Source organism: Streptomyces sp. NRRL F-4489, assembly GCF_001509485.1.
GTDB lineage: Bacteria > Actinomycetota > Actinomycetes > Streptomycetales > Streptomycetaceae > Streptomyces.
Map to the genome: position 1 here is coordinate 83,842 of NZ_LLZI01000254.1, position 26,826 is coordinate 110,667.

Here is a 26,826-nt window from a genome sequence, read left to right on the forward strand (position 1 = left end):
ACCGCGCGGCGATGTTTCACGTGAAACCACGCAATGTTTCACATGAAACGCCGCCCGACTGCGGTGCCCCCCAACGCCGCGCCCAATGACGCCACTTGGCGAAGTGCAGCCAGGCCAGCAGCACCACGAGCACGGCGGTCGCCCCGCCCAGCGTCAGCGCCATCGACGGTGACGTATGGTCCACCACCAGCCCGCCGGCCAGCGCGCCGAGCGCGAGCGTGGCCTGGAACGACGCGGTGAACAGCACCGACGCCGCCTCCGGCGTGCCGGGCGCCGCCGTGGCGAACCAGGTCTGCGAGGCCACCGGCACCGCGCCGTACGCCGCGCCCCAGACCGCCAGCAGCACCAGCGCGCCGGCCGGTCCCCGGCCGAGGACCGGCAGCAGCAGGGTCGCCAGCGCCAGCAGTCCGGCCGCGGTGCCGAAGACGGTGCGCGGCCGCCGCGCCACCACGGCCCCGCCGGCGAAGTTCCCGACGACCCCGGCGGTGCCGTAGACCAGCAGGAACACCGTCACCGTCGCGGCGGACGGGAGACGCGTCGTGCGTTCCAGGAACGGAGTCACATAGGTGTAGGCGCTGAAGTGCGCCAGGACGATCAGGAACGTCATCGCCAGCGCGAAGCGGGTGTGTGTGCCGCGCAGCAGGCTCCGCAGCAGCGCCGGACCGGTCGGGCGGACCGGTGGCAGCGGCGGCATCACCAGCGCGGTCAGCACCAGCACCGCGACCGCCAAGGCGCCGACCGCGGCACAGGCCGTCCGCCAGCCGGCCAGATCGCCGAGGTACGTTCCGGCGGGCACCCCGAGCACCGAGCCGAGCGGCACTGCCGAGAAGATCACCGCGGTGGCCCGGGCGGCCGACCTCGCTGGCACCAGCCGTTCCGCGATCCCCGCCCCGATCGACCAGAAACCGCCGATCACCACGCCGATCAGGACCCGGGCGAGGAGCACCAGCCAGTACGCCGGGGCGGCCGCGGTGAGGAAGGCCGCCAGCGCCAGCAGGGCGATGAGGACGCAGAGCATCAGCCGCCGGTCGATCCGGGCGGTGGCCACCGTCACCGCCGGTGCGGCGCAGGCGGCGAGGAGGCCCGGGAGCGTCATCATCAGCCCCGCGGTGCCGTCCGAGATCCCGAAGTCGGCCCCGATCCGGGTGAGCAGCCCGATCGGCAGGATCTCGGCGGTGACGATGGTGAAGATGCCCAGCGTCACCGCGAGCACGGCGAGCCGGCCCTTGAGCGGCGTGCGGCCCGGCGGCGGGAGGGGGCGGGTGGCGGCGGTGGTCGGCGGACTGCCGGTGGTGGTCATGCGCTCAGTCCAGCAGCCGGACCCGGCCGGTTCCGGCGGCTTTCCGACGTTGTGGTGACGCCCGCGGACGCGCGGGAAGTCCCTCTGGGATCGGTTCAGTTCGGGGCGCCGGACCGCTGCCGCCGCCGTGTGGTGCGGACCCGAGCCGGGGAACGGCGGCCGCTCGGCCCGAGCCCGTGGCGGCCGATCGTACGGATCGCGCGGCGTGCCCGGCCGTGGCGCTTTCCCCGGGCCCGGGCGGCTGCGGGCTTCCGGGTGCGGGGCCCGGGTGCCGGTGCCAGCCTGGGTGGTGGGGACTGTTCCCATGCGGTACGAGGAGGCTGCGGTGACCGGCACGGGTGAGGGTACGAAGACATGGAACGCCGAGGTCAGCATCGTCGAGTCCGGTAGCGAGGTGCGGGCGGAGGCCCGGCTGACCGGCAAGGAGGGCGGGCAGATCGTCGGCCAGGGAACCGCCAGATGCAATCCGGCGGACGAGAACGTCCCCGCGATCGGGGACGAGCTGTCGGTGGCGCGGGCGCTGTCGGATCTGAGCCATCAGCTGCTGAGCCGCGCCGCGCACGACATCGAGGTGCACACCGCGCGTCCCGTCGAGCGGCTGCACGCCTGACCCGACGGCCGCGGGGCGCACCGGCGGACAGGTCGCCGTCCGCCCGTGCGCCCCGCGCGCGTCAGTAGTCGTCCGGCGCGAAGTCCCGCCCGACGGTCAGCGTCACCACGCCCGGCGCGGCCTGCGCGGACTCCTCGGCCTTGGTGCCCGCGAGCCGGCCGGAGAGCACCTCGGCCTGGGTCTTGAGGGCGGACGGATAGGTGATGACGGACGTGTCGGTGGGCCGGCCGTTGTCGGTGGCGACGACGGTGAAGCCGAGCTGGCGCAGCTTCTGCGCGGCGACCCCGGCGAGGCCGGTGGTGTCGGTGCCGTTGAGCACCCGCACCCGGACCGAGTGCGCGGTGAGGGGGTTCTTGGCGGCCTCCGCGTACTTCGCCTTCGCCGCGGCGCCGACCTCCCGGTCGTGCGCGAGATCGCTGAACAGCTCGCCGGCCTGCGGGTACATCCAGACCACGTTCGCCTTGTCGCTGGGCACGTCGGCCTCCCGCCCGTACGTCGGCACGGTCAGGAAGGTCAGGCGGTCCGAGGGGATGTCCTTGACCGTGGCGGCGAGGTCGTACAGCGGCTTGACGCCGGCCAGGTCCTTGTCGGTGGTGAGCGACTTGGTGGCGGAGTCCAGGAAGCCGTAGAGGTCGGTCGGGCTGGTGAGCTTGGACTGGGCCTTGGCCGCGAGCGCCTTCATGAACTCCTGCTGGCGGCCGATCCGGCCGAGGTCGGATCCGTCGCCGACGCTGTAGCGGGTGCGGACGTAGCCGAGCGCCTTCTCGTCGGTGATGTTCTGGCAGCCGGCGTCCATGTCGAGGTGGGCCTTCTTGTCGTGGATGGCCTGCTTGGGGCAGACCTCGATGCCGCCCAGCGCGTTGACCATGCCCTTGAAGCCCTGGAAGTCGAGCGAGACGAAGTGGTCGATGCGCAGCCCGGTGTTCTTCTCGACGGTCTTGATGCTGCACGCGGCCGCCTTGGTGGCGTCGCCGCCGAGGCCCCCGATGGTGTACGCCTCGTTGATCTTGAAGTGGTGCGGGGCGGATTTCCCGCCGTCGCCCTTGTCGCACGCCGGGATCCGCACCCAGGAGTCGCGCGGGAAGGACACCGCGGTGGCCCATTTGTGGTCGGCGGAGATGTGCAGCAGCATCAGCGTGTCCGACTGCATGGTGGTCAGGCCGCTGCCGTACTTCCCGCCGGTGCCCGCCCGGCTGTCGGAGCCGACGACCAGGATGTTCTTCGAGCCGGGGCTGAGGTTCACCGGCCGGTCCGCGCCGAGCGAGCCGTTCACGTCCGCGCCGTGGATGTTGCCGTTCAGGTGCTGGTACACCCACACCCCGGTCCCGGCCGTGCCGAGCAGCAGGACGCCGACCACGCCGCCGGTCCAGGCGACGACCTTGCCGCGCCGGGTCATCCGGGTCTTCCCGGCCTTGCGGGAGCGCGCCGCGCCGGCCCGCCGCCGCCCGGCCCGCCCGCCGTCCGCCGCCGGGGCCCCGTCGTCCACCGCCGTGCCGCGCGCGCCGCCGTTGCCGCCCCGCCGGGCCGCCTGCCTGTGCGTCTGCCTGTCATGCACGCCGATGGCCCTTCTGGTCCTTCTCGATCTGGTCTTGCGGAGTGGAGGTGTGCGCGGATACGGGAGCGGGCCCGGCGCAGGCGGCCGGGTCCGGGGGCGGCAGCGGGCCGCGGCGGGTCAGATGCCCTCGGTGGGCAGCAGTCGTACGGAGTCCGGGTCGTAGCGGCGCCACCGCGGGCGGCTGCCGCCGGGGACGGTCCGCAGCAGGCACCACCGGGCGCCCGCGCCGTCCGTCCACCAGGCGCAGATCCGGCCCAATTCCCAGGCGCCGTCGGGATATTGGACCTCGACCGGCTGATAGACCCATCGCACCTCCGCCTCTGGAGGCGGGCTGTCCCAGGTCAGGGGTCCGCACCTCGTCGCCATCTCCCCCTCCGGCAGCGCCCGTTGCGCATGTCAGGCGCAACCCTACCGGCAACTTTTACAGCGCTGTAGAAGTCCGTTGGTGTGCTACGGATCACAGTCGAGGTGTCCGCCGCGTGGCGCGCTGGAGAGTCCGGGATCAGTGTGCACTCACCACGGCGTCGCCGCCTTCAGAACGAGGAACAGAGCTACCGCCGCGTTCAGGGAGGAGAGCGCGGAGGCCGCGGTGCCCGCCGCCGCGACCAGCGCCGCCAGTCCCGCCGGGGTCAGCGCCGGCGGCCAGGTGCGCGCCGAGGGCACCGGCCCGAGCAGCGCGGCCACCCGCCGCGGTACCGGCCCCGGTTCGGGCGACGCGAACTGCGCCGGCAGCGGATCCGGCACCGGCCGCGCGATCAGCGCCGCCTTCCCCACCGCCCGCGCGGTCAGCCGCCGGTCGCCGACCGCCCGCGCCGCCTCCTCGTCCGCCCACCGCTCGGCGCTGAACGCGACCGCGGAACGCAGCGGCAGCAGCAGCGGGTTGGCGCATCCGGCCAGCCGGACGGCGAGCAGGTAGCGGTGGTGGCGGCAGCGCAGATGGGCGCGCTCGTGCGCGAAGAGGGCACGCCGCTCGTCCGCGTCGAGGCTGCGCAGCATGCCCCGGGAGACCGCGATCCGGCCGGGGCGGGCCGGGCGCCCCGGCCGGGCCGGAGTGCCGGGCACCGCGTAGGCGTAGGGGTGGTCGTCCGGCAGCACCGCGGGGTCGGCGCCGGCCGGCAGGACGTCCAGCGCGCGGTGGGCCCGCGCCCGGATCCGGTGGTTCCGGCGCAGCGCGGCGCCGCACACGGTGAGCGCCCCGGCCAGCGCGAAGATCGCCGCCACCCCGGCCACCTCGGCGTACGGCACCGCGGCCCGCACCTCCGGGTCGGACCAGCCGTCCGGCAGCGGATTGCCGGGCAGTTGGGCGGTGCCGACGACCACCAGCAGCCCCAGGCAGAGCGTGCTGCACAGGCCGAGGACCACCGCGAGCAGGGTCAGCAGCCGGGTGGTGACCCGGGGGTGGAGGTGCTGTTCGGCGAGCCGGGCGATCGGCAGCGCGGTCAGCGGCAGGACCAGCGGCAGGAAGACGAAAACGCCCACCGGTCACCCTCCGCGCGCTTCGTCCGCCGGGCCCGCGCCGCCCGCGCCGGGCCCGGGGCCGGCCCGGCCGCCGTCCCCCGCGCGGTCCAGGAGGCTGCGCAGCACCTCCTCGTCATGGGCCGAGAGCGCCGAGACGAAGCTGGTCAGCACGGCGTCCCGGTCCGGTTCGCCGTCCAGGACGCGGCGCATCCGCAGCGCGGCGAGCCCGGCCTCGTCGGCCGCCGGCGTCCAGGCGTAGGCCCGGCCGGACCGCTCGCGGGTGACCGCCCCCTTGGCGTGCAGCCGGGACAGGATCGTCATCACCGTGGTGTACGCCAGGTCGCCGTCGAGCCGCTGCTGGACCCAGGCGGCGGTGGCCGGGCCGGGCGCCTGGTGCAGGGCGGCCAGCACCTGGGCCTCCAGCTGGCCCTGCCCGCGCCGCGCGCGCTCCCGCCCGGCGCCGCCGAGGGCCTTTCCGAAGGGTGTTCCGCCCATGCCGCCGCCTCCCGTCGTACCGGGCGTCCCGAGGGCGGGACGCCGGGGCATTTTACGGCCGCGCCCGCCGCGCCACCGGGTCCGCGCGGACCCGCCGCACCCGGGGGCGGCGCTCTCCGGCCGCTTACTTCTACACTCCTGTAGTTTTTCGGCCGGGGCCGGGACCACCGCGCGGAACGCGCCACGGCGCCCGGCCGCCACCCCGCACACCGGCACAACTGGAGGGAAGCCATGGGAGTCTCGCTGGCCAAGGGCGGCAACGTCTCGCTGTCGAAGGAGGCGCCGGGCCTGACCGCGGTCTCGGTCGGCCTCGGCTGGGACGTGCGGACCACCACCGGCGCCGACTACGACCTCGACGCCAGCGCGCTGCTCTGCACCGACAGCGGCAAGGTCGCCTCCGACCTGCACTTCGTCTTCTACAACAACCTCACCAGCCCGGACGGTTCGGTGCGGCACACCGGCGACAACCTGACCGGTGAGGGCGAGGGCGACGACGAGACCATCGAGATCGCGCTGAGCGCCGTCCCGGCCGATATCACCAGGATCGTCTTCCCGGTCTCGATCCACGAGGCGGCGAGCCGCGGCCAGAACTTCGGCCAGGTGCGGAACGCCTACATCCGCGTGGTCAACCAGGACGGCGGCGCCGAGCTCGCCCGCTACGACCTGACCGAGGACGCCTCCACCGAGACCGCGATGGTCTTCGGCGAGCTGTACCGGCACCAAGGGGAGTGGAAGTTCCGCGCCGTGGGCCAGGGGTACGCCTCCGGACTGGCGGGCATCGCGGCGGACTACGGCGTCAACGTCTGACGCGTCCGGCCCGGCGGGGCGGCGGGGCGGGCATGCGCCGGGCGGGCCCTGGGCATGCTGTCGGCATACGCATGGTCATGCGGAAGCAAAATCTACAGCGCCGTAGAAGGTGTGCGGATGCCGCCCCCCGTCGTCATGACCCGCTTTGGCGCGATATGCCGCCGATGCGCGGAGTACGGTGGAGAAACCACCGGAAAGCGAAGCATTGTCGAGCGTGCCCGGTATGCCCCGGCTGCGGGGGCCCGGGAGTATGCGGGTGAGCGCCATGCAGACCTTCTTGAGCGTCCTCGTCCTGTTGGCCCTGATCGCGATGGGCGTCCTCTTCCTCCTGCGGGTCAACGCCCAGACGTCCGGCCGCCCCGCCGCGCACCGGTACGCGCACTGGAAGGAGTCGTTCCAGCACCGGCTCCACCACCGGCACGGCCAGGACACCGGCCCGCGTACGCGCACCGGCGGCCCGCCGCCGTCCTCCCGGGAGCCGCGCGGCGGCCGGTGACCCCGCCCGCCGCCCCCGCCCCGCCGGCGAACGCGGCCGCCGCGCTCGCCGCTCGTCGCGTCAGGAGCGCCGTATGACCACTGCCGAGGGCCGCTCCCCGCACCGCCCGCAACACCACGCGCCGCCGCCGGTCGCCCGGCTGGCCATCGCCCCGCACGGCCCGGTGACCCGGCGGATCGACGGGATCTGGTGGCCGCACTCCACCGATCTGGCCGCCGAACTCCCCGAACTCCTCGCCGCGTTGCCCTCCGACTGGCCGCGGATCACCCACGCCACGGTGAACGGCACCGGCTGGCCCGCGCTGCCCGGCCACATCCTCGCCGCCGGCCATGTCGTCCGGCTCCGCCGCACCGCCAACCGCCCCGGACCGGACACCCTCTGCCTGGTCTCGGCCGGCCACGGCCGCTGGGACCTGCTGCTCCTGCCGCCGGCGACGCCGGAGGCCACCGCCGTCCGGACGCTGGCGGAGATGGCGCGGACGGGGCGGCCGGCCGGGCTGACACCGGCCTGACGGCGGTACGGGCCCCTGGTCCGGGCGTACGCGTACGGGTCCCTGTTCCGGGCGTACGCGTCGGTCACCTGCATAACGCCGGGCGCTCCTTCGCGCATCCGCCGGGAGCGCTCCGGCGGTCCCGCGATGCCGCGCGGCGCCCGTTCCCCTGCCCCTCCGGTCCGCTCCCGCCTGCGCTTTCGCGGGGGCGGTTGCTGCGGACGGGTGGTGTTCATCGGAAGAACGCCGATCCGGGGGCGTCGGTCCGTGAATCCTCCCATTGCGTACTCATCATAAGAAAACGCAACAGAAGGAACGCGTGGGTCCCCGCACCTGGGGGCCCCGACCGAAAGCGAGGGACCATGGCTGCGACCAAGGTCATGAAGTTCTGGGCGGCCTGCCTGGCCGTACTGGGGAAGCTGCTGGCGTCACTGGGGGTCTCCGCCGCCGCCTCCGCGGCCCGCCGGGAGGCCGCCCGCCACGAGCACACGCCGGGCGGCACCGCGCCGGCCACTGCGCCGGGCGGGGCACGGCGCGCGGCTGTGCGCGACGCCGAACCGGATCATCGCCATCCGGACCCGTCCGCCACGGCTGCCACCGCACCTGCGGCAGCGGCCAGGGCCACGGCCACGGCCGCTGAGCCGGAGCGGCCGTTCGTCCCCGCCGCGCGTACCGCGCCCGGCTCCGGCCAGGCCGGAGCGGTCCGCCGCCGCTTCCCGCTGCCGACGCTGCCGCCGACCATCAAGCAGCGGATCCACGCCGAGGCCCATGGCGCCTCCCCCACCTCCCGCCGCCGCCGTGCCGCCGGTGCCCAGCCGCTGTGCGCCGCCCCGTGCGGCACCGCTTCGGGCGCCGGCGCCGCACCGGCCGTTCCCGCGGCCCGCCGCGCCCACACGGCCGCCCGTGCGGTGTGAAGCGGATCCGAGCGCAGCGGCGAACGACGAGACGTGCGAGAAGTGCGGCGACGAAGCGCGCGGCGACGCGAACCGCGGCACTACCCGAAGCAGCAGCAACAGCGGCAGAGGCAGTAGCAACAGAATCAGCAGGACCCACAGACTTTGATCGCGGGCGCCGCGGACCGATGTTTCACGTGAAACAGCGGACGGCGGACGGGCGTTCAGCCTCCGGAGCCGGGTGACGGTGCCGGTGCCAGGCCCAGCTGGGCGCGGAGTGCGCGGGTGTCGGGCTTTCCGTTCGGGGTGAGCGGGAAGCGGTCGACGACATGGACCGCGTTGGGCTGTTCGTACTCCGCCAGGTGCGGGGCGAGCCGCCGGCGCCAGGTGAGCGGGGCCTCGCCCTCGGGGTCCGCGACGACGAAGTGCAGTGCACTGCCCCGGCGTTGGTCGGGGACGGCCAGCACCTTGACCGGACGGCCGCAGGCTTCGGCCCGGCGCTCCAGGCTCTCGGGGTAGAGCGTGAAGCCCAGCCGGTGCACGGCCTGATTGCGGCCCACCACCCGTACGATGCCGTCCGCGCCGACGCTGCCGAGGTCGGCGGTCGGATACCAGGCGTCCGGGTCGGCCGGTGCGAGCGAGCCGTCCTCCTGGAGGTAGCCGGCCATCAGACCGGGGGAGCGCACCTCGATGGCGCCGAGTTCGCCGGGGTCGGCGACCGTGCCGTCGGGACGGGTCACGCGCAGCCGTACGCCGGGCAGCGGACGCCCGCAGCCGTGCGGTACGTCGGGCGTGGCCAGCGCGACATTGCCGAGTTCGGTCAGGCCGTAGCCGTCCAGCAGCGGGCGGCCCAGCGCCGCGCGGAACGACTCGGCCAGCGGGGCCGGCAGCGGGGCGCCGCCCACGCCCCAGATGCGGACGCCGGCGAGCGCGCGGCGCGCCTCGGGGCGGCGGCGCAGCACGCCCAGGAGTGAGTGGTACGTGGACGGGGCGGCGTCGACGGCGGTGGCGCCGTGCGCCGCGGCCTGTCCGACCGCCGTGTCCAGCCGCTGGTACGGGGTGACCAGCAGGGTGCACCGGGTCAGCCACCAGAGCAGGATGACGGAGAGCCCGTACTGGTGGGAGAAGGGCAGCAGGGGGGCCATCACGTCGTCGGCGCGGAAGCCCATGGCCTCGATGGTGCGCAGCGAGTTGTCGAGCACCGCCGCGCCGGGCTTCACCACGCCCTTGGGGCGGCCGGTGGTGCCGGACGACCACAGCACGAGGGCGTCGCCGCGGCGGAACCAGGCGGCGAGGTCCACGGGGTCCGCGGGCGGCGGCGGGGCGTCGGGGGTGCGGAGCGGGTAGGTGATGACGCGGCCGGCGGGGAGGCCGGGGAGGGCCGCGGCGGGGTCGGCGGTGATCTGCCAGCGGACGGCGGCCTGGCGGGCGGCCGCGGCGGTGTCCGGCGGCGGGACCCGGTGGTCGAGCGGGACGAGGGAGGTGTCCAGGTGCATCAGGGCCAGCAGCGTCACGACGTAGGCGGTGCTGTTGTCGCCCTGGACCAGGACCCGGTCGCCGGCGCGGACGCCGAGGTCCCGCAGCGCCTGGGCGGCGGCCCGGACGCGGCGGTCGAGCGCGGGTCCGGCCAGGCGGGCGGCGGGGTCCGCGGGGGCGCCGGCGCCGTCGACCAGGCGGGCCGCGGCGACCGGCGGGGCGGGCGCGATGGTGTCGGTCATGGTTGCTCCGATCCCGTGGGGTCGAGGGGCCGCCGGTCCGGGCCCGCCGTCGCGACGGGGCCCAGCAGCGACGAGGTGGTGGTGGCCACCCAGGTGCCGCCGGGGGTGTGGAAGGCGCACTCCAGGGTGAGCTGCGGGCGGCCGGCGCGGTCGGTGTGGTCCGCGACCCGGGCCGTGGCCCGCAGGGTCTCCCCGGCGTGCACCGGGCGGGCCAGGCGCACCGACTGGGCGCGGTGGACGGCGCCCTCGGAGGTGAACCCGGGCCAGTCGGCGAGGAGTTGGTCCTCGGCCGGGGCGGCCAGGACGGCGAGGTAGGTGGGCGGCGCGATGACGTCGGGGTGGCCGAGCGCCCGCGCGGCGGCCGGGTCGGTGTGCGCGGGGTGCGGGGTGCCGCCGAGCGCCCGGACGAAGCGGGCGATCCGGTCGCGGTCGACGGTGCACGTACGGGTGACGGCGGGCGACCCGCCCCCCGGCGACCCGCCCACTGGCCGGACGCCGCCCCCCGGCTGCTCCCCCACCGTGCTCAGTCGCCGATCATGTGGTGGCCGCCGTCCGCGTGCACGATCTCGCCGGTGGTGGCGGGCAGCCAGTCGGAGAGCAGCGCCAGGCAGGTCCGGGCGACCGGTTCGGCGTCGCGCGGGTCCCAGCCGAGCGGGGCGCGGGCGGACCAGCCCTTCTCGAAGGACGGGCCGTCGCCGCCGATGCCGCTCGCGGCCAGGGTGCGCAGCGGGCCGGCGGCGACGAGGTTGGCGCGGATGCCCTGGCCGCCGAGGTCGCGCGCCAGATAGCGCGAGCACGCCTCCAGGCCCGCCTTGGCCACGCCCATCCAGTCGTAGCCGGGCCAGGCGCGGGAGGCGTCGAAGTCCACACCGACCACGGACGAGCCGGGGCCCAGCAGCGGCCGGCAGGCCCGGGCCAGCGCCACCAGGGAGTACGCCGAGGTGTGCAGCGCGCCGGCGACCTCCGGCCAGGGGGCGGTCAGGAAACCGCCGTCGAGGCAGCCGGCCGGGGCGTGCGCGATGGAGTGCAGCACCCCGTCGAGGCCGTCGAGGTGGGCGCCGACCCGGTCGGCGAGGGTGGCGAGCTGCTCCTCGTCGGTCACGTCCAGCTCCACCACGGGTGGTTCGGCGGGCAGCCGGCGGGCGAGCCGGGCCACCAGGGACGGCCGGCCGTAGGCGGTCAGCACGATCCGGGCGCCCTCCTGCTGGGCGAGCCGCGCCACGGCATAGGCGATCGAGCTCTCCGTGATCACACCGGTGATCAGCAGTCGCTTTCCGTCCAGCAGACCACTCATCGGTCCTCCGTCTGACTCATCCTGACTCCCCGCCGACCGCGGAGTCACCGAACGCACCGCAACGCGCCGGCCGCGGTGAACGCTCCGAACGCACCCGGAAACGCGGGCGCGTGAATCCCTGGCGCCCGGATTTCCCGGCCACAGCAGGGGGCTGATCGGCCGTCATCTCGGCCGTTGACAACGTATCCGGGCTCCAGTTGACTACAAGAGTCAAGTTGAGTCAAACAGTTGACCGGTCCTCGTGACCGTGCCGGACCCCACCGGAGAAAGGCGACCGCCATGACCAGAGAAGAGATCACCGCCCAGCTCGCCGCCGTGCTGAACGAGGTGGCCGGGGTCCCGGCCGACGAGGTGACCGAGGAGAAGTCCCTGGTCGAGGAGCTCGACGTGGACTCCCTGGCGATGGCCGAGGTCATCGTCGTCGCCGAGGAGCGGTTCGGGATCGAGCTGCCGGAGGACGAACTGACCGGCGTCCACACGGTGTCGGACCTGGTGACCCAGGTGGAGAAGCGGCTGGCGTCCTGAGCCGGGCGGCCGCCCGCCGGCGCTCCGGGCGGCGGCCCGGGAAACCGCCCGGAGCGCGCACTCTCCGGGCCGGGGAATGCTGTCATCGCAGTCAGTAAACCGAAGTTGATTTTGAGTCGTCTCTTGTTGACTCGGTCAGGGGCCGGGGCTACCTTGATGATCGCCGGAGAGTGATCGATAAACGACTCAGCGTTCTGCTTTCCCGGGCGTGACCACCCCGGAGAAAGGAGCCCTGGTGCGAGGGGACCTATGCGGGGGGACGGCCTTTTCCATGGCACGGATACGGGCGGCGATACGGAACCGGCCGGCAACTCCCGCGGAAGTGGCGGCAGTTCCGCGCCGGACGGGCCCGCGGCATTAGCCGACGGCCGTTTGCACGTCTTTTCGCCGGCCGCCGCGGATTTCCACCGCCCGGCCGCTTTAACGGATTTCCTGGCCCGGCTGCTGCACTGCGCGGCAGACGGCATTTCCCTGGCCCGCGACGGCTTCGGGCGCCCGGTGGCGGCCCGGCCGCCCGCCGACACCGGCTGGCCCCCGGGCGCCCGCCTCTGCCTGGCGGCCGGCGACGACCCCGACCGCCCGTTACTGGCCCTGGCCCGCGACGTCCCCGTGGCGCTCAGCGTCCACACCGTGCCCCGCGGCCCGGTCGGCGAACTCCTGCTGCCCTTCACCCCGTTGGAGCGCGCGTGCCTGCGGCGCGCCCCGGCGGACGGCCGGGCCCGCCGGCTGGCCCGGCTGTGGACCCGCAAGGAGGCGGCGCTCCGGCTCGCCGGGCGGTGCGGTCTGGCCGCCGCCGCCGAGGTCGACGCGCTGAGCGGCGCGGGGCCGGAGGCCGGCGCCGCGACGGTCCGCCTGCCGGACGCCGTGGCGGCGGCCGGCGGCTGCGGCCCGGTCGCCTACGTACGGGACCTGCCGGCCGGACCGGACCGGGTGGCCTGCGCCGCGAGCTCCGCCCCGCTCCCCGGGATCCGGCTCTGGGACGCGCACGCAGCGGAAGGGCCGGTGCTCTGACCCGCCGCCCCGATGGCGCGACCCGTGCCCCCAAGAGGCGCGACCCCGCGGCCCCATGGGCGAGGCCCGTGCCGCCGAGCGACCCGTAGCCCCGAGGGCGCAAGCCCCCGCGCCCCGTAGGCCACACCGCGCGCCTCGGCCCCCAGGAAGCCCCGGCCGCAAGCCCCTACGGCATGACCACCGCATGCGGATCCGGCTCCCCGGTGCCCCGCGCGCCGGCGCTCAGTTCGCGCCAGGTCTCCAGCGCCAGCCGGAAGGCGCCCGCCGCCTCGTACCCGGCCGCGGCGGCCTGGAAGGACTCCTCGGCGGCCGCCGCCCGGCCCGCGGCGCGCAGCGCGCGCGCCCGGTGGAGCAGCGCGCGGGCGCGGTCCAGGGGGGACAGCTCGGGGGCGTCCGGGTCGATGGCGGCGGAATGGTCCGCCGCCGCCGCGGTGTCGCCGCGGCCCAGCGCCCCGGCGGTCTCCAGGACGGCCAGCCAGCTCCGGGCGGACGGGGTGTCGACCAGTGCCGCGGCCTGCCGGGAGCGCTCCAGGAGGGCGTCCGCGCCGGCCGCCGGCCCGGCGGCGAGCGCCAGCAGCGTCCGGGCCCGGGCCAGCCGGAGCCGCAGCCGTACGCCGTCCGTGGCGGCGCTCAGCCCGTCCGCCTCGGCCAGCAGCTCCAGCGCGCCGCCGGCGTCCCCGGCCAGATACCGCGCGCCGGCCTCCGCCCACAGGGCACCGGCCCGCAGCTCGCCCGGGGGCAGCGGCGCGAGCTCCGTACGCAGCCGGGCGGCGAGCTCGCCGGCGCGGTCCCACTCGCCGCTGTCCACGGAGGCGGACACCAGCGCCACCTGGGCCTGCGCCCGCTCCGGGCGGCCCGGCTCCAGCTCGGCGGCGGCCCGGACGGCGTCCTCGGCGGCCCGGACCGCGTCGGCGAGCCGGCCGGCCCCGCGCAGCAGCTGGGCCAGCTCGATGGCGACCCGGGCGTGCAGCACGGGCGCGGAGCGGGTCAGCGGGTCGTCGAGCAGCCCGCGCAGCGCCGCCTCGTGGCGGGCCGGGTCGCCGAGCCGGCCGAGGACGGCGGCCAGCTCCCAGCGGGCCTCCCAGCGGATCTCCTCCTGCCCGTCCGCGTCGGCTCGCGCGAGGACGGCCTCCAGCTGCTGCCGGGCGCCGGCCCAGTCGCCGGCCTGCCGGCTGGCCCGGGCGGCCACCAACTGGCCGACCAGGGCGAGGCGTTGGGCCAGCCCCCCGGACGGCCCGCCGGCCGGCTGGTCGCCGGCGCAGAGCGCCTCGACGGTGGTGCCCAGCCGCTCGGCGAGGGACCGGGCGATCCGGGCGCCGGGCACCCGGCGGCCGTTCTCGACCAGCGAGACGTAGCTGGGGGAGAGGTCGTCGCCGGCGAGGTCCCCCTGGGACAGGCCCTGGGCGCGCCGGATCTCCCGCACTCGCTTCCCGAAGGCAGGCTGCTCAATCGTCAAGAAAATCGCTCGCAGTGGGGTCGGGGGGACGGACGGTGACGGGACGCGGGCGGCCGGCGGGAGGGACCGGCGCCGCGGTGCCGGTGAGTCTACTCACCGGCACCTTCCCGCGCGGCGGCCTGTGGACAGCCGGGCGGTGCCCCGGTCCGGCCCGCCCCGATCGCCCCGCTGTCATTTTTTGTCACAGTCGGGCGCGGCCGGACGTACCGCCCCACGCGGGAAAGCCGGTAGTGGCCGTACGTGGAGCGACCCGCCCTGTCATGCCCCGCAGTCGCGCGTAATGACTCTACTTGACAATAAATGACAATTAGCTGACGCTGACCCTCCATGGACTACGCCCCGAGGAGGGACATATGAGCTCCGCTCCCGCATGGCCGACCGTGGCCGCCGAGCCGGAGGAGAGCGGCACCGAGGGCCGCAGCGAGCACCGGCGCGCGGCGGCGTTACGCCGGGTCCGGGACTACCTTGCGCAGGACGGCGGAGCGGTCCACGAGCTGCTGTGCGAGATCTCCACCCACCGCGCCGCGCGCTACGAGATCGACGCCACCGTCGCCACCCTCGACGGGGCGCTGGACGAGGTGGCCGCCCACCGGCCGGGGCAGGTGCCCCGGCTCGCCGCGTTCATGCCGTCCAACGTGATCCTCTACTCCTACGCCCTCTACCTCCTCGTCCCCGCGCTCTATACGGACGAGCTGGTCTTCCGGCCCTCCAGCCGGGTCAAGGACCAGATGGTGCGGCTGCACGCGCTGCTCGCCGAGCGGCACCGGCTGCCGGTCACCCTCAGCGGCGCCAGCCAGCGCGAGTTCCTCCGCGAGCAGGTGCTCCCCGCCGACGTGGTGGTCTTCACCGGCGCCTACCGCAACGCCGAGCAGATCCGCGCCCAGCTCTCCCCGGGGCAGCTGCTGCTCTTCTACGGCTCCGGGGTCAACCCGTTCGTCGTCGCCCCCGGGGCCGACGTGGCGCGGGCCGCCCGGGACGCGATCACCATCCGGACCCTGAACACCGGCCAGGACTGCCTGGGGCCGGACCTCTTCGCGGTCCACCACACCCTGCTCGACCCGTTCCTGGACGCGCTGGTCAGCGAGCTGAAGGGGCTGCGGTACGGCCCGTACACCGACCCCGACGCCGACTTCGGGCCGATCTTCTACGACGGCGCCCTGGAGGAGGCCGCGCAGTTCCTGGCCCGCAACCGGGCGGGCATCGTGCACGGCGGCCACGTGGACTTCCGCGCCCGGCGGCTGGACCCCACCGTCGTGGTCGGCGAGGAGATCACCCCGCGCACCCACGTCCCGGAGTTCTTCGCGCCGATCTTCAACGTCGCCCCCTGGCGCGACGAGGAGTCCCTGGCCGCCACCCTGACCACCGGCATGTTCACCGAACGCGCCCTGGGCTCCAGCGTTTACGGCCAGGCCCCGGCGCTGGTCGAGGCGCTGCGCCGGCGCACCACCGTCACCCTGGACACCACCTTGCTCTCCATCGACGACGGCAACGCGCCGTTCGGCGGCTACGGCCGGATGGCCAACTACATCTCCGACGGCCACGAGGTGCGCGCCGAACCGGTCCTGGTCTCCCGGGCCGTCGCCGCGTACCGCACCGGGGCCGCCCGGTGACCGGCCACACCTACCCCACGGCCTGGGCCGCGGTCGCCGGCTTCGTGCGCCACCTGGGCGCCCGGGCGGTGTTCGGGCTGCCGGGCGACGACATGGCGCTGCTGGGTGAACTGGAGAGCGCCGACACCCCCGTCGTCCTCTGCCGCGACCAGCGCAACGCGGTCTTCATGGCGACCGGTTACGCGCTGGCCGCCGGGGCGCCCGGGGTGTGCGTCATCGGCAAGGGTCCGGCGCTCACCAACGCCCTGACCGGCGTCCTGGAGGCCCGTTCGGCCGCCGCCCCGCTGCTGCTGATCGCCGACGGCACCCGGCTGGACCGGCTGGGCACCGGCGCGTTCCAGGAGCTGGACCAGCTGACCGCGATCCGCCCGTACGTGAAGTGGGCGGCCCGCGCCGACACCCCGGAGCGGCTGCCCGCCCTCCTGGAGAAGGCCGCCGCCCTCGCCGTCAACGGGACGCCGGGGCCGGTCTATGTCGAACTGGCCGAGCAGCTCGCGGACTCCCCGGTCTCCCGTACCGCGCCCTGGCGGCCCGTCGTTCCGCAGCGCCCGGGGCCCGACCCGGACGCGCTGGCCGCCACCGCCCGCACCCTGGCCGCGGCCCGCCGGCCGCTGCTGCTGGTCGGCGGCGGCGCCCGGCACCGCAACACCGGCCGGCGGATCGAGCGCCTGGCCGAACGGCTCGGCGCGGGCGTCTTCAGCACCGCCTCGGGCCGCGGCGCGGTCGCCGAGGACCACCCGCTCTACTGCGGCGTCAGCGGCCTGTACGCGGCGCCGCCGGTGGACGCGCTGTGGGCGGAGGCGGACCTCGTCGTCGCGGTCGGCAGCCGGCTGGAGGAGACCGCGACCTTCGGCTGGCCGGACGGCCCCGGTGGCCGACTCCCGGTCGTTCAGGCCGTCCTGGGCGAGGACGGGCTCACCATGGAGCGGCCCGGTGCGTACGTCCTCGGGGACGCCGGGCGGATCGTGGACGGCTGGCACGAGCTGCTGGCCGGCCACCGCCCGGACCCGGCCTGGCCGGACCGGGTCCGCGAGGTGCGGACCGCGCTGGAGAAGCGGGCCGCCGAACGGGCCGGGCAGGCCGAGCGCGCGGCCCCGGCCGGCACCGTCCCGGTGGCCGCCGTGCTGGCCGCCCTGGACCGCGCGGTCCCCGCCAACCGGGTGCTCGTCCAGGAGAACGGCCTCCAGGACATGTGGTCGTACTACTTCCCCCACTGGACGCTCGGCGCGGACGGCGGGTCCGTGGTGCCCAGCGAGCAGACCCCGCTGGGCTTCGGCGCGGCCGCCGCGGCCGGGGTCCGGCTGGCCGCGGCGGACGGGCGCCCGGTGGTGGCGCTGGCCGGCGACGGCGCGTTCCACCTCTTCCGCTCGGAGCTGCCCTCCCTGGCCGACGCGGGCGTCGCGGTGCTGTACATCGTGCTGGACAACGGCGGGTACGGGTGGCTGCAGAGCAACCTGGACCGGGTGTCCGGCAGCGGGTCGCGGTTCGCCTTCACCGCCGAGCGCCCCACCGGGAGCGCGGGTCCGGCGGCCGCCTACGGGCTGGGCCACCGGCGGGTCACCAGGAGGGGCGAGCTGGACGCGGCGCTGGCGGCAGCCTGGCGGGAGGTCGCGGCCGGTACCACCTCGGTGGTGGAGGTGGCGGTCTCGCTCGCCGACACCCCGCCCGGTATGGCCGGTTCGGCCGGCGACTTCCCGGAGCGGGAGGGCGCCGGCGGCTGACGGCGCGGCAGAAAACGGCGGACGGGCGGGCGCTCTCGAAAGCGCCCGCCCGTCCGGCGTTGCGTGCCCCGGCCCGTCCGGCCACGGGGGAGCCGGAGCGGTGCCGGGGCACGGCTTCTTCGTACGGAGGGGGCCACGCCGGGGGCGTGCGGGGGTGGCGCCCCCTCCGTACGGGCGGGTCAGGTCTTGGCGGCGAACTTGGCCAGCGCGATCGGGGCGGTCACCGCGGTGAGCGCGGCCGACCACACCAGCGTCCAGAGCACCGGGCCGGCCACCGGGCCCTCGCCCAGGGCGAGTCCGCGCGCGGCGTCGGCCATATGGGTCAGCGGGTTGAGCCGCGTCACCGTCTGGAGCCAGTCCGGCATGGTGGCCGGCGGGACGAAGACCGACGAGGCGAACTGCAGCGGCGTCAGCACCAGGACGGACAGCCCCTGGATGGCCTGGGTGGTGCGCAGGGTGAGCCCCAGCAGCATGAAGATCCAGATCAGCGAGGTGCCGAAGACGGTGGTCAGGCCGATCGCGGCGAGCAGCCCGGCCCAGTGCCCGGCGACGTCGAAGCCGAGCAGCGCGGCCACCGCCAGCAGCACCGCGAGGGCCACCAGCATCCGGGCGGTCTCCACCACGACCTTGGCGATCAGCACCGAGGAGCGGGCCACCGGCATCGCGCGGAAACGATCCATCAACCCGGTGCGGAAGTCGGCGTTGACGCCCGTCCCGACGGCCATCGCGATGGTCATCCCGAGGATCACCATCAGGCCCGGCACCAGGAACGCGGTGTACCGGGCGCGCGAACCGCCGCCGATCGCCCCGCCGAAGACGAAGACGAACAGCACCGTCAGCACCACCGGCATCAGCAGCGCGTCGGTCATCGACTCCGGGTTCTGCCGGATGTGGAGGAGGCTGCGGCGGGACAGCGCGCCGATGTGCCGCAGATGGGACCGCAGCGGTATCCGGGGCTCGTCACCGGGCGGGGCCGGCGGCGCGGGGCGCGGCAGCACCGGGGGCGGCGTCATGGGCTTCTCCTCTTCTCGGCCGGGGCGCGGCCGCGGACGGGGGCCGCGGCGCACCGGCGCGCGGCCGGGCCCGCGGGGCCGCGGGCCGGCGCCGCCGGGTCAGGGCCGCGGGGTCAGGGCCGGCTGCCGCGGCGCTCGTCGAGCCACTTCTGCCAGTAGGTGCGGCGGTCGCTGCTGGGGTGCGCGACGACGATGTCGCCGAGGACCGCGGAGCCGGTGATGCGGATGGCGGGGGCGGTGGCGTCCGGGCCGGAGTGCGCCCGGGTCAGATCGCGCAGATCCCCGAAGACCTTGCCGCAGTGCATCTCGACCCGTACCCCTTCGGGGAGCAGAAGATGCACATCGCCCACGATCGCGCGGGCGTTGATCGTCACACCGCCGGACGGCGGGGCCGGCGAGGCGCACAGGTCCAGGGTGAGGTCGCCGAAGACGGCGGTGGCCTCGATGCCCTTCGCCAGATCCGGGCTGCTCGCCGTGAGGTCGCCGAAGACCGCCTTGAAGGCCCGCTGCCCGGTGGCGGCGCCGGCCGGCGGCGGGGCCGCCGCGTCCGGGAGGTCGGCGGCGATCGAGGCCAGCTCCTCGCGGGTGCGCGCCAGATAGGCGGCCTCGTACCGCTCGGCCAGCTCCTCCAGGGTGAGCCGGCCCTCCGCGGCGGCCTCCCGCAGGCGTTCGATCATGTCCTCGCGCTCGGCGTCCGAGGCGAGCACCGAGCCGGGCTTCCGGGCCGCCGGATCGGACGTCAATTCCTTGTGGAGATCGGGGCCTTGGGGCTGCGTCATGGGAGGTGCCTCCGCTGGTCGGGCGGTAGTGGTGCGGGGCGTACGTCGGCCGGCCGCGGATCCCATCCGACCACGTCAGGCGGGGTGCGGGCATCGGCGTGCGGTACTACATCGAAAGGTGCAGCCGGCGGCCGGACGCGGCGCGCGCAGGCATACCGGCCGTCCGGTTCCCGAGCGTTCGGTGCCGTCTTCTTCGCGGACCGGTTCGTTAATGCTCCGGGCACCAACGAAATGGTCGCGTTGCCGCCGTGTGAAGGCGGGTGAAGAATACGGAATCCGTATCGACTTCTTGTTGACTGCTTGGTAAAGTGCGCAGCACTCATTGTGACTCGGCGATTTGTGCATCCGCCCGGAGTCCTCGACCGTTCGAATCCGGAGGGTTTGTCGAATGCCTGAGCCGGCGGACACCGGAAGGCGAATCAAAGAGCTCCGGGTCAGCGCGGGATTGACCCAGCACGAACTCGCCGGGGCCGAGATGTCCGCCAGCTACATCTCCCTTGTCGAACGGGGCAAGCGGATTCCCAGCGGCCGGGCCCTCAAGATCCTGGCGGAACGCCTCGGGGTCGGCGTGACGGAAATATCGGACGGTACCGAGCCGGCGGAATCCCCCGGCCGGGTCCGCCGGCTGGACCTCGTCGGCCGATTGGTCGCGGCCCGCCGGCAATGGGAGGGCGGCGACGCCGAAGGCGCGCTGCGGGAATTCCGCGCGCTGGCCGGCGGCGAGCCGTCCGGCCCCCCGGACGACGTGAATACCGAGGCCCAGCTCGCCATTGCGGAAATACTGGGCTCCCTGGGCCGCGCCGACGAGGGCGCCGAGGTGCTGCTGCGGATGCTGGACGGGCTGGCCCCGGCCGCGTACGCCGAGGCCCGGCTGCGCGCCCTGATCGCGCTGGCCGATCTGCTGGAGTCCGCGGGCCGGGTCCAGGACGGGCTGCGCCACGCGCTCACCGGCTCCCTGGAGGCGGCCGCCGCCCGCGCCCCCGGGAGCGCCTTCCACTCCGTGCTCGTCCTGGACGTGCTGACCCGCTGCGCCTACTGGAGCGGCTGCGCCCACTGGGCCCCCGAGCCCGCCGAGGCCGGGCGCCCGGCGGACGGGGTGCTGCCCGGCCCGCGGGCCGGTATCGCGCTGCACCGGGCGCTGGACCTGTGGGACCGCGGGGAGGCCGACCGGGCGGCCGCGCTGCTGGCCGAGACGGCGCGCCGGGTCACCCCGGCGGCCGGCTTCCGGCTCTGGGAGACCGTCAACGGGCGCCATGCGCTGGTGCTGCTCGCCCGGGGCGAACGGGCCGCCGCGCGCAGCATCGTGGAGCGCGGCCTGGTCGTCGCCTCGGTGGCCCAGGAGGCGGACTTCCCGCTCTGGCTGACCACCGCCGAGGCGGTCTGCGCGGAGGCGGCGGGCGACCGCGAACGGGTGGCCGCGCTCGGCGCGCAGGTGGCCGCGCTGCCGGACACCGGGCGGTGCCATGAGAAAGCCGCCGCGCTGTCGGAGATCGCGGCGGCCTGTGCGCGGCTGGGGGACCGGGAAAGGGCGGCCGGGCACTTCCGGTATTCCGCGGACCTGTTCCGGCGGGCCCAGGCGTACCGGCACGCCGACCGGGCCCGGGAACGCCTCACCGGCCTCCTCGAAAAGCGGGACTGACCCCCGCCGGGGATGCCGCAACGCCGCGGCGGCGGTCCGGCCCGAAAGGCGGCCGGTGCCGCACATGCCCGTACATATGCCGCTCGGGTGCGGTAATTGCGAGCTATTTATTGGCTTTCTTGCCCAGGCCCAGGAGGGCGAACAGCGCCTCCGCGCCGCCGACGATCGCCAGGATGAGCCCGGCCTTGTGGAGCGAGACCACCGGTGTCTCGACTTCCTTCGTGGTGAGCCACAGGATCACGCCGACGATCGCCAGGAAAATGCCGACGGCAATACCCTTCATGAGTTCCCTCGTCCCTTGTCGCTGGTGCGGAGCTGGTTGACCGCACCAGGGTCCCCTCCGCGCCCGGCCCGCCGGATCATCCGCAGGTAGGCACTTTGCCCGGCGGCGCCTGTCACTTTCTATGTACGCGCCGCCCTCCCGGGGTGTGGCCGCCGGCCCCCGGGACGCCGGCGTACGGGCGCGGACGAGCGCCCCGCCGCCCCGCCACCCGGCCTCACTCTCGCCTTCGTCAGTCAATTTTCATGACTCGTCAAGTCACGTCAGGAACGGTGTTTCCGCTGGTCGGGGCCGCCGCCGACCCCACTGACCAGTCCCGTTCGCGGATATGACTCCGACTCATCCGTTGACAAGCCAGTGACTCGGCTGTCATCTTTCTGGTCATGCGGTCGCCCCGAGCGTGACAAGGGGCAGGACATCAGGAGGGATTCATGGAGTTACGTGCAGCGGAGCGGCGGCGGGTCGTCGTCACCGGCTGCGGCGTGGTCTCCCCGCTGGGGAACACCACCGCCGGCTTCTGGACCGCCCTCCTGGCCGGCCGCAGCGGCGTCGCCCCGGTCACCCGGTTCGACGCGAGCGGCCTCCCGGTCCGGATCGCCGGCGACGTGACCGGTTTCGACCCGGTCGCCGCCGGGGTCCTCACCCCCCAGGAGGCCCGCCGCACCGACCGCTTCACCCAGTACGCCGCGGTCGCCGCCGCCCAGGCGCTGGCCGCCGCCGGACTGGAGCCGCCGGCCGGTATCGACCCGCACCGCTTCGCCGCGGTCATCGGCTCCGGCTACGGCGCCGCCCCCGCGATCCAGCAGCAGTACGACATCCTCAAGGAGCAGGGCCCGCGCCGGGTCTCCCCGTACCACTCGGTGCTCACCGCGATCGACCACCCGGCGAGCCTGCTCTCCATCAAGTACGGCATCTCCGGCCCCAGTTGCGCGGTCTCCGCGGCCTGCGCCACCGGCGCGGTGGCCATCGGTGAGGCGGCCGAGCTGATCCGCCACGGCCGCGCCGATATCGCGCTGGCCGGCGGCACGGACGACTCGCTGACCGCCGTCGACCTGGCCGGCACCGCCAACGCCAAGGCGCTCTCCCGCCGCAACGACGACCCCGAGGGCGCCAGCCGCCCCTTCGACCGTGACCGGGACGGCTTCGTGATGGCGGTCGGCGCCACCGTCCTGACCCTGGAGGAGGCCGGGCACGCCGAACGGCGCGGCGCGACCGTGCTCGCCGAGGTGGCCGGCTACGCCGCGACCACCGACGCGCACCACGCCACCGCCCCCGATCCCACCGGCGCCGGCGCCGTCCGCGCCATGCGGGCCGCGCTCGCCGACGCCGGGCGCCGCCCCGACGAGGTCGGCCAGATCAGCGCCCACGGCACCGGCACCGTCCTCAACGACCGCATCGAGGCCGCCGCGCTGCGCGAGGTGCTCGGCCCCGACACCCTGCGCCGCACCCCGGTCACCGCGGTCAAGAGCATGACCGGGCACATGCTGGGCGCCTCCGGGGCCGCCGAGGCCGCCGCCGCGGTGCTCTCGCTCCGGGACCGTGTGATCCCGCCGGTCCGCAACTGCGACCACCCCGCCGAGCCCGACCTCGACGTGGTCACCAAGGGCCCGCGCGACTGGGACGGCGAGGTGGTGCTCAGCAACTCGTTCGGCTTCGGCGGCCACAACGCCGTCCTCGTCCTCACCCGCTACCGCCCGTGACCCGCCCCGCGCCCCCGGGCGCCCCGTCCGCCGACCCACGCGACCACTGAAGGAGGGAGACGCACCATGCAGGGACGACTGGTGACCTTGGAATGGCCCGGCGACGACGACTGGGCCGCGATCGCCTCCTGGCTGCGGCCCGGTTCGCCGGCGGCCGTGCTCAGCGGGGACTGGGAGCTGCTGGGCGCCGCCGAGATCGAGCAGGCCAACCGTTCCGGGCGGGTCCACCACATGGTGATCCGCACCAAGGACGGGGACCGGATCGGCACCGTCAGCTACCAGCGGGCCGGCCGGATCGGCGGCTACACCGTCGGCGGCGCGATCGGCTCCCCCGAGCTGTGGCGGCGCGGCTACGGCGCGGAGGCCGTGGTGCTGCTGGTCGACTACCTCTTCCACCAGCTCGACGCCCACCGTGTGCAGGTCACCACCGCCGGCTACAACAAGGGCATCATCCGCCTGATGACCAAGACGCCCTTCGTGCTGGAGGGCATCCTCCGGGACCACTGCTACCTCGACGGCCAGTACCACGACGCGATCGTGTGGGGACTGCTCCGGGACGAGCACTACGCCTCCCTCAAGCCCAGCGAGGACAACCGCGTCCTGGCCGTCGGGCTGGACGACTTCCTCTCCGCCGAGGACAAGGCCCAGGCCCGCCAGGTGCTCACCGCGCACCTGGCCGCGGACGGCCGCACCGCCCTCGACGGCTACCGGGACACCACCGGGCCGGCGACCGCCGCCGAACCGGCCGGCACCACCGGCCCGCGCCCCGCCCTGGCCGGTGCGACCGAGCGGGGTGCGGCATGAGAGACGGCGCCGAGAGCTTCGCCCTGGCCGACCGGACCTTCTTCGACTGGCCCGGCAACTGGGACCTGGAGGCCACCCGCTTCCCCGCCCCGCCGCTGCCCGCCGGCTGGACCCGCGAGGACAACGACTCCTGGACGGTCTGCCGCCCGCCCGAGGACCGCCTGCCCGACCAGGGCTGGAAGATCCACGTCAGCGCGGCCCCCGAGGACACCGAGCGCACCCTCGCCGACGTCGCCGGCTACTGCGTCCGCAACGGCCTGGCCTTCAAGTACCTCAAGAGCGCCAACGTGCAGCGCGCCCTGAGCCGCAAGTACGCCCAGCGCTCCTCGGCCGGCAAGCTGCTGACCGTCTACCCCGCGGACGAGGCCGAACTGGCCCGCGCCCTGGAGGGGTTGGACGCCCTCGTCGGCGGCCGCCCCGGCCCGTACGTCCTGACCGACCTGCGCTTCCGCGAGGGCCCGCTGTACGTCCGCTACGGCGGCTTCCGCACCCGCTGGACCGAGGACACCGACGGCGACCTGGTCACCGCCCTGCGGCGGCCGGACGGCAGCCCCGAACCGGACCGCCGCACCCCGGTCTTCCACACCCCCGACTGGGTCGCCGTCCCCGACATCCTCAAGGACTCGCTCGCCGCCCGCCAGGCCGTCGACGACTTCCCGTACCGCATCACCGGCGCGCTGCACTTCTCGCACGGCGGCGGCGTCTACCGCGCCGAACCGGCCGCCCCGCACGCCCTGGGGGCCGGCGAGCGGACCGTCGTCCTCAAGGAGGGCCGCCCGTACTCCGGCACCGACGGCGTCGGACGGGACGCGGTCGCCCGGCTCGCCCACGAGCACACGATCCTGACCCGGCTGGCCGGACTGCCCGGCATCCCGCGCACCTTCGGCACCTTCGAGGTCCGCGGCCACCTCTTCCTCGTCCTGGAGGAAGTGGAGGGGCAGGACTTCCAGTCCTGGCTGGCCGGGATCTACCCGCTGACCGTGCCGGAGCCCGACGAGGCCGCCGTCACCGCCTTCCGGGACCGCGCGCTGGCCCTGTTCGCCCGCATCGAGGAGCTGATCGCCTCGGTCCACGGCCGCGGTATCCGCATCGGCGACCTGCACCCGGGCAACTTCATCATCCAGCCCGGCGACATCCCGGTCCTGCTGGACTTCGAGGTCGCCGACGACCTGGACCGGGCCACCCCCAGCAGCCTCGGCGCCCCGGGCTTCCACCGGGCCGGCGCCACCGGCGCGGACGGCGACCACTACGCGCTCGCCGCGACCGCCCTGTGGATGTTCCTGCCGCTGGCCGCGCTCAACGGGCTGGCCCCCGACAAGGCGTCCACCCTGCTGGAGGTCGCGGCCCGCCGCTTCGGCCTCCCCGGGCACCTGGTGTCCCGGCTGGCCCCCCAGCTGGCGCCCAACGACGAGACCACCTCGCCGCTGCGCAGCCCCCAAGGGCCGTTCCCGCCCACCGACGCGCTCGCCTCGATCGGCCGCGGACTGCGCGAGAGCGCCACCCCGCACCGTACCGACCGCCTCTACCCCGGCGACTTCCGCCAGTTCGCCGAGGGCGGCGCGGGCTTCGCCCACGGTGCCGCCGGCGTCCTGTGGGCCCGCCGCACCGCCCTGGGGGAGCACGACGAGCAGGGCGCGGCCTGGCTGCGCGCCGCCGCCGAGCAGGTCCCCGCCGAACGCACCGGCTTCTACGACGGCCTGCACGGCATCGCCTACGTCCTGCGGGAGCTGGGCGATGAGGAAGCGGCCCTGCGCGTCCTGGAACGCGCCGCCGGCGGCCTGGCCGTACGCCGCTGCCCCAGCCTCTACCGCGGTCTGTCCGGCGCCGGCCTGACCCTCCTGGACTTCGCCGCCGCGCTCGGCAGCGACACCCTGCGGCAGCGGGCCCTCGGCCTCGCCGACCGGGTCACCGAGCGGCTCGCCGCGGCCGTCACCGAACCCGTCGAACGCACCCGCCGGCGCGGCTCCACGCACGCCGGGGGCCTGATGTTCGGCTGGTCGGGACCGGCTCTGTTCCTCCTGCGCGCCCACCAGGCCACCGGCGATCCGGGCCTGCTGGACGAGGCGGTCCGGGCCGTCCACCGCGATCTCGACCGCTGCTCCCCGGGGCCGCAGGACACGCTCCAGGTGGACGAGGGCTTCCGGCTCCTGCCCTACCTGGACAACGGCAGCGCGGGCATCGCCCTGGTCGCCGCCGAACTCCTCCGCCACCGCGACGACGCGCGGCTCCGCGAGGCGCTGCCGGCGCTGCTGCGGGCCTGCTCCGCCGACTTCACCATCGAGGCGGGCCTGTGGGGCGGCCGGGCCGGACTGATCGGCACCCTGGCCCTCCTGCGCGACCACGTGCCGCTGCCCGCGCAGGCCGCCGAGCGGCAGCTGCGCCGCCATCTGGCCAATCTGCGGCACCACGCCATGACGCTGAACGGCGCCCTCGTCTTCCCCTGCGACGGCCGGGCCCGGATCTCCATGGACGTGGCCACCGGAGGCGCCGGCGTACTGCTGGCGCTGTCCACCGCCGAACGGGGCACCCCGCTGCTGCCGTTCCTCACCGACTCGCGTTCCGCCGCTGCCGTCGACCCGGCCGCCCCGGAGCGCGCCCGCGGTGCCCTGCGCACCGCGACCCCCGCCGTCCCTTCCGGGATCGCGGGCCCCGCGGAAACCGGAAGGGAGGTGTCGAAATGACCATCATGGACCTTCAGGGCCTGGAGGTGCCGGGCGAGCGTGACGCCCAGGCGCTCGGCTCCACCGTCAGCACCGGCTGCTGAATGTGACGGCGGCGGGCCGCGTGCCCCCAGGGCCCGGCCCGCCGGCCCAGGTGCCCCGCAACGGCACCTGACACAACGGCGCTGCTGTCCACCGCTCCTGCTCACCCCCCGAGGGAGGTGTCTTACATGACCATCATGGACCTTCAGGGCCTGGAGGTGCCGGGCGAGCGTGACGCCCAGGCGCTCGGCTCCACCGTCAGCACCGGCTGCTGACGCCCCCTCCGGTGTCCGGGAACACCGGAGCTGTCAACCGTACACAGTACCAACGGACTTCGGAAGGGAGGTGTCGGTTATGACCATCATGGATCTCCAGGGTCTGGAGGTGCCGGGCGAGCGTGACGCCCAGGCCCTCGGCTCCACGGTCAGCACGGGCTGCTGACGCCGAGCCCGGTGGCCCCGCACCGCTGT

27 protein-coding genes are annotated in these 26,826 nt (G+C 75.1%); 15 read left to right on the top strand and 12 right to left on the bottom strand.

Going from position 1 to position 26,826, the window contains the following annotated elements; all coding sequences use genetic code 11:
- Positions 1-16 precede the first annotated feature (16 nt).
- Entirely contained in the window at positions 17-1,300 is a 1,284-nt protein-coding gene (locus ADL22_RS26020; protein WP_079064423.1) for an MFS transporter, read from the bottom strand.
- 304 nt (positions 1,301-1,604) lie between these two features.
- Here ADL22_RS26020 and ADL22_RS26025 point away from each other — a divergent pair, with 304 nt between their 5' ends.
- A complete protein-coding gene (locus tag ADL22_RS26025) occupies positions 1,605-1,910 on the top strand; it encodes a DUF1876 domain-containing protein (RefSeq protein WP_066984652.1) in 306 nt (101 codons plus the stop codon).
- 61 nt (positions 1,911-1,971) lie between these two features.
- Here ADL22_RS26025 and ADL22_RS26030 read toward each other — a convergent pair whose 3' ends face one another.
- The 4 genes from ADL22_RS26030 to ADL22_RS26045 all read right to left on the bottom strand — a co-directional run bounded on the left by ADL22_RS26030 (position 1,972) and on the right by ADL22_RS26045 (position 5,418).
- A complete protein-coding gene (locus ADL22_RS26030; protein ID WP_066984763.1) occupies positions 1,972-3,306 on the bottom strand; it encodes an LCP family protein in 1,335 nt (444 codons plus the stop codon).
- A gap of 276 nt (positions 3,307-3,582) precedes the next feature.
- Positions 3,583-3,777 carry a hypothetical protein gene (locus ADL22_RS26035; protein WP_066984655.1) on the bottom strand — a complete coding sequence of 65 codons (195 nt, stop codon included), beginning with the start codon at positions 3,775-3,777 and terminating at the stop codon, positions 3,583-3,585.
- Between the two features lie 201 nt (positions 3,778-3,978).
- Positions 3,979-4,944, bottom strand: a complete 966-nt coding sequence (locus ADL22_RS26040; protein ID WP_066984658.1) for a M56 family metallopeptidase — start codon at positions 4,942-4,944, stop codon at positions 3,979-3,981.
- Positions 4,945-4,947: 3 nt separating this feature from the next.
- Positions 4,948-5,418 carry a BlaI/MecI/CopY family transcriptional regulator gene (locus ADL22_RS26045; RefSeq protein ID WP_066984661.1) on the bottom strand — a complete coding sequence of 157 codons (471 nt, stop codon included), beginning with the start codon at positions 5,416-5,418 and terminating at the stop codon, positions 4,948-4,950.
- A gap of 231 nt (positions 5,419-5,649) precedes the next feature.
- On the opposite strand from ADL22_RS26045, the gene ADL22_RS26050 reads away from it, so the two are divergent.
- From ADL22_RS26050 to ADL22_RS26065, 4 genes are all read left to right on the top strand, one after another.
- Positions 5,650-6,225 carry a TerD family protein gene (locus tag ADL22_RS26050; protein WP_066984664.1) on the top strand — a complete coding sequence of 192 codons (576 nt, stop codon included), beginning with the start codon at positions 5,650-5,652 and terminating at the stop codon, positions 6,223-6,225.
- A 265-nt stretch (positions 6,226-6,490) separates the two neighbouring features.
- A complete protein-coding gene (locus ADL22_RS26055; protein ID WP_234430856.1) occupies positions 6,491-6,721 on the top strand; it encodes a hypothetical protein in 231 nt (76 codons plus the stop codon).
- 73 nt (positions 6,722-6,794) lie between these two features.
- Positions 6,795-7,232, top strand: coding sequence for a DUF5994 family protein (locus ADL22_RS26060; protein WP_066984670.1), 438 nt, complete (start codon positions 6,795-6,797; stop codon positions 7,230-7,232).
- 341 nt (positions 7,233-7,573) lie between these two features.
- On the top strand, positions 7,574-8,125 hold the full coding sequence (locus ADL22_RS26065) for a DUF6344 domain-containing protein (protein ID WP_066984673.1): 552 nt from the start codon (positions 7,574-7,576) through the stop codon (positions 8,123-8,125).
- Positions 8,126-8,328: 203 nt separating this feature from the next.
- Here the strand turns inward: ADL22_RS26065 and ADL22_RS26070 are convergent, their stop codons facing one another.
- From ADL22_RS26070 to fabI, 3 genes are read right to left on the bottom strand one after another with little or no spacing between them, the layout of a single operon-like run.
- Positions 8,329-9,822, bottom strand: coding sequence for a class I adenylate-forming enzyme family protein (locus tag ADL22_RS26070; protein WP_066984678.1), 1,494 nt, complete (start codon positions 9,820-9,822; stop codon positions 8,329-8,331).
- The gene (locus ADL22_RS26075; RefSeq protein ID WP_066984680.1) at positions 9,819-10,307 is read right to left on the bottom strand and encodes a MaoC family dehydratase; all 489 of its coding nucleotides are present in this window, start codon (positions 10,305-10,307) and stop codon (positions 9,819-9,821) included. The genes ADL22_RS26070 and ADL22_RS26075 overlap by 4 nt, the downstream gene beginning before the upstream one ends.
- A 38-nt stretch (positions 10,308-10,345) precedes the next feature.
- Positions 10,346-11,116 (bottom strand): enoyl-ACP reductase FabI, encoded by a 771-nt coding sequence (fabI, locus tag ADL22_RS26080; protein WP_066984683.1) that lies wholly within the window; start codon positions 11,114-11,116, stop codon positions 10,346-10,348.
- A 279-nt stretch (positions 11,117-11,395) separates the two neighbouring features.
- Between fabI and ADL22_RS26085 the strand changes: the two genes are divergently transcribed.
- Both ADL22_RS26085 and ADL22_RS26090 read left to right on the top strand, forming a co-directional pair.
- On the top strand, positions 11,396-11,641 hold the full coding sequence (locus tag ADL22_RS26085) for an acyl carrier protein (protein ID WP_066984686.1): 246 nt from the start codon (positions 11,396-11,398) through the stop codon (positions 11,639-11,641).
- A gap of 372 nt (positions 11,642-12,013) precedes the next feature.
- Positions 12,014-12,652, top strand: a complete 639-nt coding sequence (locus tag ADL22_RS26090; protein ID WP_066984689.1) for a 4'-phosphopantetheinyl transferase superfamily protein — start codon at positions 12,014-12,016, stop codon at positions 12,650-12,652.
- Between the two features lie 166 nt (positions 12,653-12,818).
- On the opposite strand, the gene ADL22_RS26095 is transcribed toward ADL22_RS26090, so the two are convergent.
- Positions 12,819-14,108 (bottom strand): helix-turn-helix domain-containing protein, encoded by a 1,290-nt coding sequence (locus ADL22_RS26095; protein WP_066984692.1) that lies wholly within the window; start codon positions 14,106-14,108, stop codon positions 12,819-12,821.
- A gap of 353 nt (positions 14,109-14,461) precedes the next feature.
- Between ADL22_RS26095 and ADL22_RS26100 the strand changes: the two genes are divergently transcribed.
- Both ADL22_RS26100 and ADL22_RS26105 read left to right on the top strand, forming a co-directional pair.
- Entirely contained in the window at positions 14,462-15,718 is a 1,257-nt protein-coding gene (locus ADL22_RS26100; protein WP_079064424.1) for an aldehyde dehydrogenase family protein, read from the top strand.
- The gene (locus tag ADL22_RS26105) at positions 15,715-17,439 is read left to right on the top strand and encodes a thiamine pyrophosphate-binding protein (RefSeq protein ID WP_066984695.1); all 1,725 of its coding nucleotides are present in this window, start codon (positions 15,715-15,717) and stop codon (positions 17,437-17,439) included. The genes ADL22_RS26100 and ADL22_RS26105 overlap by 4 nt, the downstream gene beginning before the upstream one ends.
- Positions 17,440-17,618: 179 nt before the next feature.
- Here ADL22_RS26105 and ADL22_RS26110 read toward each other — a convergent pair whose 3' ends face one another.
- Entirely contained in the window at positions 17,619-18,452 is an 834-nt protein-coding gene (locus ADL22_RS26110; protein ID WP_066984698.1) for an ABC transporter permease, read from the bottom strand.
- Positions 18,453-18,565: 113 nt separating this feature from the next.
- On the bottom strand, positions 18,566-19,231 hold the full coding sequence (locus tag ADL22_RS26115) for a DUF1707 SHOCT-like domain-containing protein (protein ID WP_079064425.1): 666 nt from the start codon (positions 19,229-19,231) through the stop codon (positions 18,566-18,568).
- A gap of 388 nt (positions 19,232-19,619) precedes the next feature.
- On the opposite strand from ADL22_RS26115, the gene ADL22_RS26120 reads away from it, so the two are divergent.
- Positions 19,620-20,870 (top strand): helix-turn-helix domain-containing protein, encoded by a 1,251-nt coding sequence (locus ADL22_RS26120; protein WP_079064426.1) that lies wholly within the window; start codon positions 19,620-19,622, stop codon positions 20,868-20,870.
- A 103-nt stretch (positions 20,871-20,973) separates the two neighbouring features.
- On the opposite strand, the gene ADL22_RS26125 is transcribed toward ADL22_RS26120, so the two are convergent.
- Entirely contained in the window at positions 20,974-21,153 is a 180-nt protein-coding gene (locus tag ADL22_RS26125; protein ID WP_066984706.1) for a DUF5708 family protein, read from the bottom strand.
- A 428-nt stretch (positions 21,154-21,581) separates the two neighbouring features.
- Between ADL22_RS26125 and ADL22_RS26130 the strand changes: the two genes are divergently transcribed.
- The 5 genes from ADL22_RS26130 (at position 21,582) to ADL22_RS35835 (ending at position 26,797) form a co-directional block, all read left to right on the top strand.
- Positions 21,582-22,850 carry a beta-ketoacyl-[acyl-carrier-protein] synthase family protein gene (locus ADL22_RS26130; protein ID WP_066984708.1) on the top strand — a complete coding sequence of 423 codons (1,269 nt, stop codon included), beginning with the start codon at positions 21,582-21,584 and terminating at the stop codon, positions 22,848-22,850.
- 66 nt (positions 22,851-22,916) lie between these two features.
- Complete coding sequence (locus tag ADL22_RS26135; protein ID WP_079064427.1) at positions 22,917-23,654, top strand: GNAT family N-acetyltransferase; 738 nt, start codon at positions 22,917-22,919, stop codon at positions 23,652-23,654.
- Complete coding sequence (gene lanKC, locus ADL22_RS26140) at positions 23,651-26,335, top strand: class III lanthionine synthetase LanKC (protein WP_066984714.1); 2,685 nt, start codon at positions 23,651-23,653, stop codon at positions 26,333-26,335. Before ADL22_RS26135 ends, lanKC begins: the two co-directional genes overlap by 4 nt.
- Before the next feature lie 209 nt (positions 26,336-26,544).
- A complete protein-coding gene (locus ADL22_RS35830; protein ID WP_234430859.1) occupies positions 26,545-26,631 on the top strand; it encodes a class III lanthipeptide in 87 nt (28 codons plus the stop codon).
- 79 nt (positions 26,632-26,710) lie between these two features.
- Positions 26,711-26,797, top strand: a complete 87-nt coding sequence (locus ADL22_RS35835; RefSeq protein WP_234430859.1) for a class III lanthipeptide — start codon at positions 26,711-26,713, stop codon at positions 26,795-26,797.
- The last annotated feature ends 29 nt before the right edge of the window (positions 26,798-26,826 follow it).

Bases quoted from the DNA above. Each gene is read 5' to 3' on its own strand.
- ADL22_RS26020 (WP_079064423.1), bottom strand. From the start codon at position 1,300: ATGACCACCACCGGCAGTCCGCCGACCACCGCCGCCACCCGCCCCCTC.
- ADL22_RS26025 (WP_066984652.1), top strand. From the start codon at position 1,605: ATGCGGTACGAGGAGGCTGCGGTGACCGGCACGGGTGAGGGTACGAAG.
- ADL22_RS26030 (WP_066984763.1), bottom strand. From the start codon at position 3,306: ATGACCCGGCGCGGCAAGGTCGTCGCCTGGACCGGCGGCGTGGTCGGC.
- ADL22_RS26045 (WP_066984661.1), bottom strand. From the start codon at position 5,418: ATGGGCGGAACACCCTTCGGAAAGGCCCTCGGCGGCGCCGGGCGGGAG.
- ADL22_RS26050 (WP_066984664.1), top strand. From the start codon at position 5,650: ATGGGAGTCTCGCTGGCCAAGGGCGGCAACGTCTCGCTGTCGAAGGAG.
- ADL22_RS26055 (WP_234430856.1), top strand. From the start codon at position 6,491: ATGCAGACCTTCTTGAGCGTCCTCGTCCTGTTGGCCCTGATCGCGATG.
- ADL22_RS26060 (WP_066984670.1), top strand. From the start codon at position 6,795: ATGACCACTGCCGAGGGCCGCTCCCCGCACCGCCCGCAACACCACGCG.
- ADL22_RS26065 (WP_066984673.1), top strand. From the start codon at position 7,574: ATGGCTGCGACCAAGGTCATGAAGTTCTGGGCGGCCTGCCTGGCCGTA.
- ADL22_RS26070 (WP_066984678.1), bottom strand. From the start codon at position 9,822: ATGACCGACACCATCGCGCCCGCCCCGCCGGTCGCCGCGGCCCGCCTG.
- fabI (WP_066984683.1), bottom strand. From the start codon at position 11,116: ATGAGTGGTCTGCTGGACGGAAAGCGACTGCTGATCACCGGTGTGATC.
- ADL22_RS26085 (WP_066984686.1), top strand. From the start codon at position 11,396: ATGACCAGAGAAGAGATCACCGCCCAGCTCGCCGCCGTGCTGAACGAG.
- ADL22_RS26100 (WP_079064424.1), top strand. From the start codon at position 14,462: ATGAGCTCCGCTCCCGCATGGCCGACCGTGGCCGCCGAGCCGGAGGAG.
- ADL22_RS26110 (WP_066984698.1), bottom strand. From the start codon at position 18,452: ATGACGCCGCCCCCGGTGCTGCCGCGCCCCGCGCCGCCGGCCCCGCCC.
- ADL22_RS26115 (WP_079064425.1), bottom strand. From the start codon at position 19,231: ATGACGCAGCCCCAAGGCCCCGATCTCCACAAGGAATTGACGTCCGAT.
- ADL22_RS26120 (WP_079064426.1), top strand. From the start codon at position 19,620: ATGCCTGAGCCGGCGGACACCGGAAGGCGAATCAAAGAGCTCCGGGTC.
- ADL22_RS26125 (WP_066984706.1), bottom strand. From the start codon at position 21,153: ATGAAGGGTATTGCCGTCGGCATTTTCCTGGCGATCGTCGGCGTGATC.
- ADL22_RS26130 (WP_066984708.1), top strand. From the start codon at position 21,582: ATGGAGTTACGTGCAGCGGAGCGGCGGCGGGTCGTCGTCACCGGCTGC.
- ADL22_RS26135 (WP_079064427.1), top strand. From the start codon at position 22,917: ATGCAGGGACGACTGGTGACCTTGGAATGGCCCGGCGACGACGACTGG.
- lanKC (WP_066984714.1), top strand. From the start codon at position 23,651: ATGAGAGACGGCGCCGAGAGCTTCGCCCTGGCCGACCGGACCTTCTTC.
- ADL22_RS35830 (WP_234430859.1), top strand. From the start codon at position 26,545: ATGACCATCATGGACCTTCAGGGCCTGGAGGTGCCGGGCGAGCGTGAC.
- ADL22_RS35835 (WP_234430859.1), top strand. From the start codon at position 26,711: ATGACCATCATGGATCTCCAGGGTCTGGAGGTGCCGGGCGAGCGTGAC.